This is a genomic window from Bacteroidota bacterium (genome assembly GCA_030706565.1).
In the GTDB taxonomy this organism is placed as follows: domain Bacteria; phylum Bacteroidota; class Bacteroidia; order Bacteroidales; family JAUZOH01; genus JAUZOH01.
This window is the reverse complement of record JAUZOH010000068.1, coordinates 1-13,871: the sequence shown is the minus strand read 5'-3', so window position 1 is coordinate 13,871 and position 13,871 is coordinate 1. Positions and strand designations below refer to the sequence as shown.

The window sequence follows — 13,871 nt, the reverse complement described above, 5'->3', positions numbered from 1 at the left end:
GAAAGATTGTATGATGTGAATATCTCTTTCAAGGATGAACAGTTGAAACATTATAAACTCTCGGGTTCCATGGAAGAAGAAACCATTGAGCAGTTATTCGACGCCATCCGCCTCACGGTTCCGATGAATTACACCATCAATCATAAGGAAGTCATTTTATCCCTTAATAAACAATTAAAAGAAGGCTATGAAAAATTATTGAAACGATAAAATAAAACTTAACTAACATCATAAAAATATAATGCCTATGAGAAATTAGAAGAAAAATTACACAAAAAATGGGAGGAATTACTCCTCCCATCCTGAAACTTAATTATTATATGTCGCAACTTACTGGGGAGTCAGCTACGACATAACAGTGTTAAATCATTTAACCTTCAAATTTATGAAATGTAAATTGATTCATTATCTTTTTTTTCAAAAAAAAGGAAAATCAAATCTTTTATTAACCATGAAATTATCAGTGGCAATTTTACTTTTAAGTGTATTAAATGCCTCTGCCGGTTTGTACTCCCAAACAAAACTTACTTTAAATGTCAACAACAGGTCTGTTAAGGAAGTATTTAAGGAAATTGAACAGCAAAGCAGGTATCGGTTTCTTTATAATGAGGAATATACTGACTTGGATAGAAATGTGAAGTTAGAGGTTGTGAATAGTAAGGTTGAAAATGTTTTGGATAAACTTTTTGCAAAGGCCAATGTAACTTACAGGGTGTTGGATAACAACCTGATCGTAATTACTCCTTCAGAGTCTGCGCTGAAACAGCAGCATAAAATAAGCGGGAAAGTTACGGATGCCTCTACAGGCGAAGCTTTACCGGGAGTCAGTGTCATTGTGGAAGGTACCACAATAGGGGCTACAACTGACCTTGAAGGAAAATTTTCTTTGGATGTCCCTTCCCAAAATGTCAAACTCATTTTTTCCTATGTGGGTTACAACCGTTTGACTCAATCCCTGGACGGAGCAAGTGTTCTGGATGTCAAACTTGTTCCTGATATTAAACAACTGAGCGAAGTAATTGTGATTGGTTACGGTACTGCACGGCGTCAGGATTATTCAGGCTCTGTATCTTCTGTGAAAGTTGAAAATTCTCCGATTTCTCAGGTACCCAATCTAAATGCCCTGGAAGCATTGAAAGGAAATGTACCGGGTTTGGACATTGGTGCCACAAATTCCGCAGGTGGCCAGCCCAGTATGCAGATCCGGGGCCAAAACTCTATCAGTGGCAACAATGATCCTTTAATTGTGCTGGATGGGGTTATCTTTTTGGGAAGTTTAAGCGATATTAATCCTAATGATATTGCCAGTTTCGATGTTCTGAAAGATGCAGTTTCGGCTGCTGCTTATGGTTCCCGGTCTGCCAACGGGGTAATTGCCATAACCACCAAAAAGGGACACTTAGGTAAGCCTGTGGTTACTTTCAATACTTCTTCAGGTATTCAAACCTGGCAGAATGAACCGGTTGTGATGAAAGGCGCAGAATGGATTAAAGTTGTCAATGCCCGTAATCAATATGCTGAAGGGACCACCAGTTGGATGAAAGCCGGTGAGTTGGCCAATTTGGCTGCCGGCAAGGAAACCGATTGGCTGGACCAGGTGACCAGAACCGGGAAAATACAAAATTATCAGATTGCCGTTTCCGGAGCTGGGGAGAATGTAAACTATTATTTGTCCGCATCTTATGATAAGAACAAAAGTATTGTAGTTGGTGACGATTTTAACCGGATTTCACTTTTGGGAAAAGTTGATACCAAAATTACCAGTTGGTTGGAAATTGGCATAGATGGAAGTTTCTCAAGAAGAGATTATTCCGGGGTGGCTGCCAATATTGGGGAAGCACAGATGGAGTCGCCTTATGGAGTGGAGTACCGGGATAGCCTGGGTCATCTGGAAAAATACCCTTACACCCAGTCGTCAATAAATCCACTTTGGGGAGTCAATGACGGGACCCGCGATAATTCTGATATAAGGCGTAACTTCCGTTTAAACAGTTATGCTGTTGTGAAGATTCCGTGGATAGAAGGGCTTAGTTACAGGTTGAATTATCTGAACAACCTTGATAAAGTAGAACAGGGGAATTTTTATCATGAAGGTTATTTTGTTAAGGAAGGTGCTGGACTTGACAGATATACCCAGTCAACGATTCAGGGTTTCCTGACCAATGCAAACGGAAATCTCTATAATACTACAACTACAAGTTATGTAATTGATAATATTCTTAATTACAAACATTCCTTTAGCAAACACAATGTCGAGGTTACTTTGGTGGCAACCAGGGATTATTCCAAATATACGGCAATGAACATGACCGGTTCCGATTTTGCCAGCAATGGAAATACCTCATTGGGAATGTGGGGATTGCACAAGGCAACTGTACAAAAATTTGATCTGAACGGTACCAAAACCACGAACATTGGTTATTTGGGACGACTGACCTATTCTTTCAACGACAAATATTTCTTAACTGGATCTTTCCGCAGGGATGGGGCTTCTGTTTTCGGAGCAAATAAGAAATGGGGCAACTTCGCAGCAGCAGGTGCTGCCTGGAAAATTTCTAACGAAGAATTTCTTAAGGGATTTGATCCTTTATCCAGTTTAAAACTTAAACTTTCTTGGGGCCAGAACGGTAGCCAGGGCATCAGTCCTTATGGGACCTTATCCACTGTTTCCAACGGGGCCTCCGGAGCAATCGATTATGAATTTTCTTCTGCACAGGGGACAATAGTTTATGGATTAAATCAAACTACTCTTGGAAATGCCGATTTGGCATGGGAAAAGACAGAAACCTGGAATACAGGCTTCGAATCTTCCTGGTTAAAAGACCGCTTGTTTGTGGATATGGATCTTTACCTTTCGAAAACCAGGGATCAGCACTTTACCAGGAATATTCCTGTGATGACTGGTTTTAAAACCATACAAACGGCAATGGGACAGGTGAACAATTCGGGAATTGAACTTGATATCAAGTCGGTGAATGTTCAGAATAAAGATTGGACATGGAATACCGGGATTACCTTCTGGAAAAACAATAACAAACTGGTAAAATTGTATGGACAGGACCTGAATGGGGACGGCAAGGAAGATGACGATATTTCAAATGGACTGTTTGTTGGAAAATCTTTGGGCGCTATATATGGTTATGAGCAGGATGGAATCGTCCAGACAACGGATGCAGATTATATTGCCCTGACAGGCGCTGCACCAGGTGCTCCTAAATATAAGGATATTGATGGTGTTGCCGGTATTACTTCGGCCGATAGAAAGATCCTGGGTTATACCAAGGAAAATTTCAGAATGGGCATGAGCAACGAAATAAGCTATAAGAATTTCGATCTTTATGTGATGGTTGCAGGAGTTTTCGGTGGCAACAACCATTATCTGAAAAGCAATACTTCTGCTTTCATGACTTCAGGAACCGGCCGCTTTAATGATAATACCATATCCAAACCTTATTGGACCCCGGAGAATCCAAGCAACAAATATCCTTCTGCCTATTTTTCGGGAGACAGCAGATATCAGGCATTACAGTCCCGCGGATTTGTGAGGGTTCAGGACGTCACACTCACCTATACCTTACAGAAAAATTGGATTCAGAAGGCTCATATCAATAATATGAAGATTTTCATCTCTGCAAAGAACCTGGCCACGTTCACCAACTGGGTTGGGGGAGATCCTGAAGTAGGAACCACCGTAAGGGAAAATACCCTGCCGGTTCCTTCAACCTATACCATTGGTGCTAATCTGAGTTTCTAACAAATACTTTAATAGATTTAGATATGAAAAAAATAAATTTAATATATTGCATTCTCCTTTTTATGCCTCTAATGGGTATGATGAGCTGTGCTGACGAAGATTTTCTGAAAGAAAACCCTTCGACCTTCTATACAGTGGACAATGCTTTTTCTACTCCTTCTCAGGTTGACCAGGTATTGCTTTCTGCATATTCCCAACTGCGTGATATTTGGACAGCTGCGAGCGGCGCAAATTGGATGTTCGTATTCCGGGGGAACGGTACTGACATGTATGATGTTCCCAGTATTAGAAGGAGCAGTACATTTAACAATTATGGGAATATCAATCCCGATAATGACAATTTTTATAATATCTACAGCACATTTTACCAGTTGATCGGGAAGGCCAATTTAGCCATATATGCTGCCCAACTGCCAAATATAACCTGGGCCTCAGCAACAGACAAGGCCTATGCACTTGCCCAGGCCAGGTTTTTCAGGGCTTTTGCCTACCGCAATCTTGCAGAACTTTTTGGCGGTGTCCCTATTGTGACTGAGGTAACAACAACTCCCCGCTACGATTTCAAACGTGCTACCCGGGTTGAAACTTATCAATTTGCCATTGATGAGCTTTTGGCTATTGAAAATGATTTGCCGCTGACCACCTCGGTAGGTGGACGCCTGGTAAGAGGTGCAGCTCAGCATAATCTCTGCGAACTTTATCTTGCCATGGGTACCCAACTTGCAGCCGAGGGGAAAAATACTGAAGCACAGGCTGCTTTTACTCAATCCATCGCTTACGGGAATAAAGTGATTGACGGAGGCGTCTTTTCGTTAATGACCGATCGTTATGGGGCCCGCAAGACAGAAACCCAGGGTAATGTTTACTGGGATTTGTTCCAGGAAAACAATGTTAATTACCAGGATGGAAATAGGGAATGCATTTGGGCCATGCAAATTGATTATAAAGCGTACAAAGCAGGAGACGGGAATTCAAAATTGGCCTATTCGCGTAACTATGGCCCGGTTTTCCGTGACGGTTCCAGCGGCCATCTGACCGGAACATTGGAAGATGTTGGCGGCAGGGGAATTGCTATTATAATACCGACCATGTACACCAGAGATAGCATATATGGAAGTAAGTGGTCAACTGATATGAGAAATTCGGATATTGTTTTACGCAGAATATTTAATGGCAATGTAAAAACCGACAGCTATTACGGGAAACCTGTTCCCTGGAGCATACTGTATAATAATGATGTCAACAGAAGCCTTTGTTATCCAGTATCCTGCAAGATTGCAACTGATAAATACACCGGGCTTGCTGATGGTGAGAACATGAGTAACTTGTTCAGGGACGATTATTTTATCCGTTTGCCGGAAACCATCCTTCTTCGTGCTGAGGCCAAACAACGGAGCGGAGATAAACCCGGGGCTGCCGCTGATATTAATTTGTTGAGAAACAGGGCACAATGTGCTTATCAGGTTACTGCCGCCGATATGGACGACAATTTCAATTTGATACTCGATGAACGTGCCCGCGAACTGGTTTATGAAGAATGCCGCTGGAATACGCTCCTTCGTATGGGCGGTACCATTGCTGTCGACCGTATCAAAAAATATGCATACTGGCCGGAAGCTGCTGCAACCTTGACATTTAATTATAATTTATGGCCAATTCCTCAAACGGTCATTGATACCAATAAAGATCAGAAATTGGAACAAAATGATGGTTGGACAAAACGATAATAATGAAAATTAAATAATGTTAATAAAAACAGGGACAGCTTTTTAGTTGTCCCTGTTTTTGTACACTTTGAAGTGTTTTTTAAATCAGATGATTATAATTGTCCTGGTGACTTTCGCCTTTTATCTTTCTTACATTATTAAATTTGAAAAAGACTGTTTAGTTTTGTCAGGCAAAGTCTGGCTTCCAGAATGAAAACCTAATGCTCAATTTAGTATCCATGCAAACGAACTCGAAAATTTTAAATTTTAACGGATGATTTGGCTGGGGTGATCAAAAGCACCTTAGGTAATTGAGATTGATTCCGGTTTATATTTCTGTATCTTAAGTCTGTAAGATCCTGTAAGTTTTATTTTTTTGCAAATCCATAAATTCAAATAACGGCTATGAATAAATTTATTTTTTCCTTCTTACTTTGTTGCATTCCTCTTTTTGTAATTGGGCAATCGCAACACTATTCCATATTGACTGATCCGGCGGTCAATTATCCTCAACTTAAAAATGGTTTCGCGAACCCTCCGTCAGAAGCACGATTGCGTTGCTACTGGTGGTGGCTCAATAGCATGGCAACCAAAGCATCTATTACCCGCGACCTTGAGGAAATGAAAGACAAGGGTTATGGCGGGGCTTCGCTGGTTGATGCCGGAAGTTCAAATTATCAGGTTGCCCTGAAGACACCTGCAGGCCCGGTTTTCATGAGCCCCCAATGGATGGAGTTATACAAGCATGCTGTAAAAGAGGCCGACCGTATAGGCATTGAGCTGAGTGTGAATACTCAGAGCGGTTGGAATCCCGGGGCTCCGTCTATCACTCCTGAATTTGCCATGAAGAAGATTGTCTGGTCTGAAGTGGAGGTCACCGGTGGGAAAAAGATCAGTATGGAACTGCCCCAGCCGGATCAGAAGCTGATGTATCAGGATGTGATGGTGCAGGCTATCCCCAAAAAACCGGGCATCCCGGTTAAAAATGAGGCCATCAAGAACTGGACTAAAAAATCGTTTAATGAAGAAATTGGATGGAAAGGAGTTTATCCGCTTTATCAGTTAAGGGAAAATTATCCGGGGAACGGAGGCGAACTGGCTGTTCGAAAAGATGATATCATCGACCTTTCTGGAAATTTCCAAAATGGTAAATTGAATTGGAATGCTCCTGAAGGGGAATGGACCATCATTCGTTATGGATATACTTGTACCGGGGTGCGTACTTCGACCAACAGTGATGGTTGGGAAGGATTGTCTGTCGACCACCTGAGCCCTAAGGCTTTTGAATTGTTCAGCAATACTGTTATTACACCGTTAATAGAAACGGCCCAATCGGTGGGTAAGAGTGTCAGATTCTTACAAACCGACAGTTGGGAAATGGGTTTGGTGAGCTGGACCAAAGAATTTCCGGAAGAGTTTAAAAAGTACCGTGGATATGATATTCAAAAATATATGCCGGTGTTAACCGGAAGGATTGTTGAAAACCGTGATGTAACCGACCGTTTTTTACAGGATTACCGGAAAACTGTTGGCGATTGCGTAGCCGACAATCATTATCAATTATTTTATAACCTGGCGCATAAATATGGAATGGGCATTCATCCTGAATCGGGCGGGCCACATTCGGCTCCTGTGGATGCACTGAAAGTTATGGGAATCAGTGATTTCCCTCAGGGCGAATTTTGGGCCGAGGCCAATACGCACCGTATTCAGGACGATGAACGGCTTTCGGTCCGCCAAAGTGCCTGTGTGGCCCACACAAATGGCAAAAAGTTTGTTGCAGCCGAGGGCCCGACCAGTATTGGCCCCCAATGGGAACGTTCACCCTTGGAGCTTAAAGGAAACATTGACCGTATTTTTTGTTCGGGCGTCAATCGTATTGTTTGGCATACGTTTACTTCTTCTCCTAAGGAATTCGGACTCCCGGGGGACGAATATTTTGCAGGAACACATCTAAACCCAAATGTAACCTGGTGGAAGCAATCTAAAGATTTTATCTCTTATCTCGACCGGTGCATGTATATGCTTCAACAGGGCCTGTTTGTGGCCGATGTACTGTATTATTATGGCGACGATGTACCGAATTTCGTTTTTCTAAAGGAAGAACTTCCGGAACTTAATTACGGCTACGATTGGGATAAGTGTTCTAAAGATGTGATTCTAAACCGTGTTTCGATCAAAGACGGGAAGATTGTTTTGCCTGATGGGATGAGTTACCGGGTCCTGATGCTGCCTCCTGAAAAAAGTATTAACCTGGTGGTACTCCGTAAGTTGGAAAAACTGGTCAAAGAGGGGATGACCCTGATCGGTCCCCGCCCTGTGGAAGATACCGGTTTAACGGGTTTCCCCAATGATGATCAGGAATTAAATGAAATCGCCGGCCGTCTTTGGGGGAAAATAGACGGGAAAAATACATTTGAAAATCTTTATGGAAAGGGCCGTGTTATCTGGGGAAAGAATGTGAATCAGGTTTTGGCTGATATGGGTGTACAGCCCGATTTCACCTTCAAGGGTACCCATCCTGAGGCTGCACTTGACTGGATTCACCGTACTACTGACGATCAGGAAATTTATTTTATATCAAACCGCTTTAGTCAAATGGCTCATAACGATTTTGAATATCGCTATCAAACTGCTTTACCCGACCGCTGGGAACAGGTTGAATGCAGTTTTAGGGTCAGTGGAAAAGTTCCTGAATTTTGGAATCCCATTACAGGTGAAACCGAAGAAATTAAGGTTTGGCGCGAAGAAAACGGACGAACCATCATTCCCCTGCTTTTTGAACCCAATGGTTCGAAATTTATTGTTTTTAGTAATGCTGTACAAAAGCCACACCTTACTGAAATCAGGAAAGACAACAAATCGCTTTTCCCTGATTTTGGCTTAGAAACAAAAAATTATCCATATATCACTTTCAGTAATGATGGAGAAAAGAATAAGGCTGAAATCATTGAACCCGGTACCTATAGGCTGACTTGGTCAGATGGCCGCCGCGAGGAACTGAAAGTTGATAAAGAATGCCAACAGATGGAGCTTTCCGGAGATTGGAATATTCATTTTGATCCCAAATGGGGCGGACCGGCAACTGTAAAAACCGGAATACTGAAATCATGGACAGAATTTGAGGATCCGGGTATTAAATATTATTCGGGAACAGCAACTTACAGTAAATCTTTCAGGTTAACCAGGCGTGAACTAAATCAAAACCTTTTTATTTTAGATTTGGGAAATGTAAAAGAAATGGCTTCTGTAAAAATTAACGGCCATCAGATGCAGGTCATGTGGTGTGCCCCTTTCAGATTTGATATTTCTCCATTTGTCAAGGCCGGTATAAATGATTTGGAAGTTGAGGTAGTAAATTTGTGGCCAAACCGTCTGATTGGCGATGGAAAACTTCCACCTGAAAAACGTTTGACCAAAACCAATATCAACAAATTTAATACGCCTGATGCTGAAAAATTATTACGCATTTCGGGATTGATGGGGCCGGTGAATATCAGAATAGTTAAACAAGTTGGTTTAAATTAAAAAATAAGTTTTGTCATTCAAACAAAATGAGGTTACTTTTAGTTATTGTTGTCCGATTAAAATGACAATTATTTATAGATACTTGGAGGGGGTAGTTGGTGGCATTGCTGCAAACTAACCCCTCCAAACATAAACATTTACGAACTTGTTGTCATTCCGGGCATAGCAAGGAATCTTTATGTTTTCCCCAGACACTAATAATTTAAAAAATGAATCGTAAAAGATATATCGTCATTTTTATGCGGTTGTTCTGTCTGGCTTCAATTTATGCACAGGTCAGCAATATCAGCAATTATCTGCAATTCTACGATGTTATATGGAATTCACCCTAGAAGAATTCTTCAGAATCGATGCCTGTCGGGGGAGGGGATATGGGTTGTAATGTCTGGGTGGAAAATGGGGATGTCCTTCTTTATGTTTCCCGCAGCGGGACCTTTGATGAGAACAACATGTTCCCTAAATTAGAGTATACGTGAATTGTAGATAGATCCCGAACATGAAAATTTTTTAAAAGAAATCAGCTAAAGGTACCAATTGGAGCAAGGTCTATTTTTTTGATTGGGATTTAAGAAATACTTACTTTTGATTCAAAATATTTCAATCTTTATAACCACTTTACTGAAATCGATACTTTTTTATGATGAAAAAATTAATTATTGTATGTACCTCTTTGGTGTTTTTTGCTTCCATGGTTTTTTCACAGGAAATTGTTACACCGCCAAAACCTTTGCCTCCATTGCCCAGTGCCAGTCAGATAGCATGGCACGAAATGGAAATGAATGCTTTTGTCCATTTTACAACAAACACCTTTACCGGTCTGGAATGGGGAATGGGTGGAGAATCTATGGGAATTTTTTATCCTACCCGTCCAGATGTCAACCAATGGATTAAGACATTGAAGGAAACCGGGTTTAAAGGAGTCATTTTAACCTGTAAACATCATGATGGTTTTTGTCTTTGGCCTAGTAAATACACCGAACATTCGATTAAAAATTCACCTTATAAAAACGGGCAGGGCGATTTGGTTAAGGAAGTTTCCGATGCTTGCAGGCAACAGGGGGTGAAATTTGGAATATACTGTTCTCCCTGGGACAGAAACAATGAAAATTATGGAAATCCCAAATATATTACCTATTACAGAAATCAACTTAAGGAATTATTTACCAATTACGGGCCTATTTTCGAAATGTGGTTTGACGGAGCCAATGGCGGTTCCGGATTTTATGGCGGGGCAAATGAAACACGTAAAATCGACAGGCAGGTTTACTATGATTGGCCCGGAACCATCAAAATGGTCAGAAGTATACAACCCAATGTTGTTTTTTTCAGTGATGCAGGGCCTGATATCCGTTGGGTTGGAAATGAGGAAGGTCGAGTTGGGGAAACAAACTGGGATATAATCAATCCTGATACCCTTTATGCGGGTAAAAGCGGGATAGAAAAGTTATTAAATACCGGTTCGGAAGATGGAACGCATTGGATTCCTGCAGAAGTGGATGTCTCCATACGCCCCGGCTGGTTTTATCATTCCCGTGAAGATTCTTTGGTTAAATCGCCCCAACGTCTTTTTGAAATATATTTGTCCTCAGTGGGAAGGGGTTCCAATCTTCTATTAAATGTGCCTCCTGACAGGCGGGGGCTGATTAATGAAAACGACCTGAAGGCCTTAAAAGGATTTAGGGAACTGCTTGAAAATGAATTTAAAACCAACCTGACAGCAAATGCCAAAGTCATAACCAGTTCATATCGGGGAAATTCATCAATGTATAATGGCGAAAAAACCATCGATAGCGATAAAGAAACCTATTGGGCTACAGATGACAACATCAGGTCGGGCAGTATAGAAATTGATTTTAGCCAAAGACACGTGGTTAAGTACGTTCTTCTTCAGGAATATATCAAACTGGGTCAGCGTGTAAAAAATTTCAATATTGAAATTAATAATGAGGCCAACCAGTGGGTAAAGGCAGCAGAGGGAACTACCATCGGGTATAAAAGGATAATAAAGCTGGCACCGGTTATGACTGACAAGATAAAGATTAATATCCTTGATGCAAAAGCCTCTCTGGTAATTTCGAATATTGATGTGTATTAAAAACAATAAATTCAAGACAAGTTACATGATGTGGTTAAAAAAATCAGCCTGTTATACAATTATTTTTCTGTTATTGGGAGGTTTTGCTCAGGCCCAAACGCAAAGTCATTCCTTCGAAATAAAAAACAATAAGTTTTATTATGACAATCAGCCCATACTCATTCATTCAGGGGAGATGCATTATGCAAGGGTTCCAGAACCCTACTGGCGACAACGTTTTAAAATGATGAAGGCAATGGGGTTGAATGCTGTGGCTACCTATGTCTTTTGGAATTATCACAATACGGCTCCCGGCGTCTGGGATTTTACAACAGAAAACAGGAACCTGGCAAAGTTTATTGAAACTGCCGGGGAAGAAGGTTTGTTTGTGATCCTTAGGCCTGGTCCCTATGTATGTGCAGAATGGGAATACGGAGGCTATCCCTGGTGGTTGCTTAACAATAAGAAGCTGGTCGTCCGTACAAAAAATCAACCTTTCCTGGATTCCTGCAAGGTATATATTAATCAATTAGCCGGACAGGTTAAAAATTTACAGGTAACCCACGGAGGCCCTATTATTATGGTTCAGGTAGAAAATGAGTTCGGTTCTTATGTGGCGCAACGCAAGGATATAAGTTTGGAAACCCACAGGCAATATTATCATACAATAAAACAATTTTTAACTGATGCGGGCTTTGATGTGCCATTTTATACCTCTGATGGTTCCTGGCTGTTCAATTATGGGGCAATACCTGGAGTTTTACCCACTGCCAACGGAGAAGGGAATATTGATACACTGAAAAGAAGAATAGACAAGTATTATCCTGGAGGGCCATATATGGTTGCCGAATATTATCCCGGCTGGCTCGACCACTGGGCTGAACCTTTCGTCCATGTGGGAACAAACCAGGTAACGCAACAAATTGAAAAATACCTGAAAAATGATATAAGTTTCAATTTTTATATGGTACATGGAGGAACCAATTTTGGCTTTACTTCAGGGGCTAATTATAACAATGAACATAATATACAGCCAGATATAACCAGCTATGATTATGATGCGCCTATCAGTGAGGCAGGATGGGCAACACCTAAATACCTTGCAATACGTGATTTGATGGAGAGGTATGTAACCTATCCAATGCCGGAGATTCCGGACCAAATTCCCGTCATTAAAGTTCCTGATATCCGCCTGAAAAAAACTTATGACTTTTTTGATTGGATCAAGGCAGTAAAGCCTGTTGTTGATGAAATCCCTCTTAGCTTTGAAGAGTTGGGGCAGGGATATGGTTATGTTTTATATACCAAATATTTTAAGGAACCCGTTCAGGGCAAACTGAAGCTCAAGGGGCTTCGTGATTATGCCCTTGTGTATGTGAACGGACGGAAAGCAGGCGAACTAAACCGTCTTTTCAACAATTATTCCCTGGATATTAATATTCCTTCGAATGGGCGGCTTGATATTCTTGTTGAGAATATGGGCCGTATTAATTATGGCAGTGAAATAACCAATAATAATAAAGGAATTATTTCACCTGTTTTTATTGATAATAGGGAAATCAGGGGTAATTGGGAAATGTTCAAGGTTCCGGTTGACAAAGTTCCTGCTTTTCCTAAGCATTCCAGGTCCTGTAAAAAAGGTTTACCTGCTTTCTATTCCGCAGTGTTTGATCTGCAGGAAACAGGAGATGTTTTTCTCGATATGAGGGGTTGGGGCAAGGGAATTGTTTTTGTTAACGGTCATAATTTGGGCCGCTATTGGAAAGCAGGGCCCCAACAAACACTTTATTTGCCCGGATGTTGGCTAAAGGAAGGTAAAAACCAAGTGCTTTTGTTTGAACAGCAGAATGACGCGATCCAAAAGGTTCTTAAATCATCGGAGCAGCCAATATTGGATAAATTAGTACCTGTGAAGTAAATTTATTTAAGCCCGGTAAATTGGAATGTGTGCTGTTTTTTAGTAATTTAGAATTAGAGGAGAGAGTACCCGATAAATTTCATAAACATAATGTTTCTCTGTTGCTGTTTGAAATAAATACAGTCCACAAGTGAAAATTGTAAGTTTGTATTAACCTAATGAAAAATTGTGAATTCTAATTTTTTGATTTAATAGTCACCATCTTAAATTTTGTGATATGAAAAGCATCCGTAACATAAATTTTTTATTTGCCGTAATTCTTATTTTCTGCTTGGGTTTTTCAGGAAGTGAGATTTTAGCGCAGAAACAATCCACCATTATTCCTGCACCTGCATCTATAACTTATAGCAGGGGGCATTTCAGATTCAATAAAAAGACTAGCATCCTGGTTAGTACAAGCAATCATGAAATCAACGAAATTGCACGCTATCTGGCAGACCAGGTGAAAACTCTGGATGGTTTGGAACTGCCGGTGGTTAATTCTTCAAAGCCTGTAAAAAGGTCTGTTGTACTGAAGATAGATCAGAATCCGGATAAAAAAGAATCATACTCTCTGGTTGTCAGCAGAAAGAATATCACAATTGACGGAGCAAGTTCCACCGGTTTATTTTATGGCGTGCAGTCCCTTTTACAACTGATATCTCCCCAATCAGCCCAGGTAAGGAAAATTAATATCCCCTGTCAGGAAATACAAGACTCGCCCTCATTTGCCTGGAGGGGAATGCATCTCGATGTGTGCCGCCATTTCTTTCCTGTTGAATGTGTCAAAAGGATGATCGACATGCTTGCCCTGCATAAAATGAATGTTTTGCATTGGCATCTTACAGACGATCAGGGCTGGAGGATTGAAATCAAACGTTATCCCAAACTTACCGAAATAGGAGGCTGGCG

General features: G+C 41.0%; 9 protein-coding genes. All 9 read left to right on the top strand.

What is annotated here, in order from left to right; translation table 11 throughout:
• The coding region (locus Q8907_05565) for a DUF4974 domain-containing protein (GenBank protein MDP4273733.1) at positions 1 to 210 on the top strand (210 nt) is incomplete at its 5' end.
• Between the two features lie 241 nt (positions 211 to 451).
• On the top strand, positions 452 to 3,754 hold the full coding sequence (locus Q8907_05560; GenBank protein ID MDP4273732.1) for a SusC/RagA family TonB-linked outer membrane protein: 3,303 nt from the start codon (positions 452 to 454) through the stop codon (positions 3,752 to 3,754).
• 23 nt (positions 3,755 to 3,777) lie between these two features.
• Positions 3,778 to 5,481, top strand: coding sequence for a RagB/SusD family nutrient uptake outer membrane protein (locus Q8907_05555; GenBank protein ID MDP4273731.1), 1,704 nt, complete (start codon positions 3,778 to 3,780; stop codon positions 5,479 to 5,481).
• Positions 5,482 to 5,865: 384 nt separating this feature from the next.
• On the top strand, positions 5,866 to 8,988 hold the full coding sequence (locus Q8907_05550; GenBank protein MDP4273730.1) for a glycosyl hydrolase: 3,123 nt from the start codon (positions 5,866 to 5,868) through the stop codon (positions 8,986 to 8,988).
• 209 nt (positions 8,989 to 9,197) lie between these two features.
• Positions 9,198 to 9,320, top strand: coding sequence for a hypothetical protein (locus tag Q8907_05545; GenBank protein ID MDP4273729.1), 123 nt, complete (start codon positions 9,198 to 9,200; stop codon positions 9,318 to 9,320).
• An 18-nt stretch (positions 9,321 to 9,338) separates the two neighbouring features.
• On the top strand, positions 9,339 to 9,464 hold the full coding sequence (locus Q8907_05540) for a DUF5703 domain-containing protein (GenBank protein MDP4273728.1): 126 nt from the start codon (positions 9,339 to 9,341) through the stop codon (positions 9,462 to 9,464).
• Between the two features lie 164 nt (positions 9,465 to 9,628).
• On the top strand, positions 9,629 to 11,083 hold the full coding sequence (locus Q8907_05535) for an alpha-L-fucosidase (GenBank protein ID MDP4273727.1): 1,455 nt from the start codon (positions 9,629 to 9,631) through the stop codon (positions 11,081 to 11,083).
• A 25-nt stretch (positions 11,084 to 11,108) separates the two neighbouring features.
• A complete protein-coding gene (locus Q8907_05530) occupies positions 11,109 to 12,980 on the top strand; it encodes a beta-galactosidase (protein ID MDP4273726.1) in 1,872 nt (623 codons plus the stop codon).
• 217 nt (positions 12,981 to 13,197) lie between these two features.
• Positions 13,198 to 13,871 (top strand): family 20 glycosylhydrolase (locus Q8907_05525; protein ID MDP4273725.1); only part of this gene is annotated, 674 nt, incomplete at its 3' end.

Bases quoted from the DNA above. Each gene is read 5' to 3' on its own strand.
- Q8907_05560 (MDP4273732.1), top strand. From the start codon at position 452: ATGAAATTATCAGTGGCAATTTTACTTTTAAGTGTATTAAATGCCTCT.
- Q8907_05555 (MDP4273731.1), top strand. From the start codon at position 3,778: ATGAAAAAAATAAATTTAATATATTGCATTCTCCTTTTTATGCCTCTA.
- Q8907_05550 (MDP4273730.1), top strand. From the start codon at position 5,866: ATGAATAAATTTATTTTTTCCTTCTTACTTTGTTGCATTCCTCTTTTT.
- Q8907_05545 (MDP4273729.1), top strand. From the start codon at position 9,198: ATGAATCGTAAAAGATATATCGTCATTTTTATGCGGTTGTTCTGTCTG.
- Q8907_05540 (MDP4273728.1), top strand. From the start codon at position 9,339: ATGCCTGTCGGGGGAGGGGATATGGGTTGTAATGTCTGGGTGGAAAAT.
- Q8907_05535 (MDP4273727.1), top strand. From the start codon at position 9,629: ATGAAAAAATTAATTATTGTATGTACCTCTTTGGTGTTTTTTGCTTCC.
- Q8907_05530 (MDP4273726.1), top strand. From the start codon at position 11,109: ATGATGTGGTTAAAAAAATCAGCCTGTTATACAATTATTTTTCTGTTA.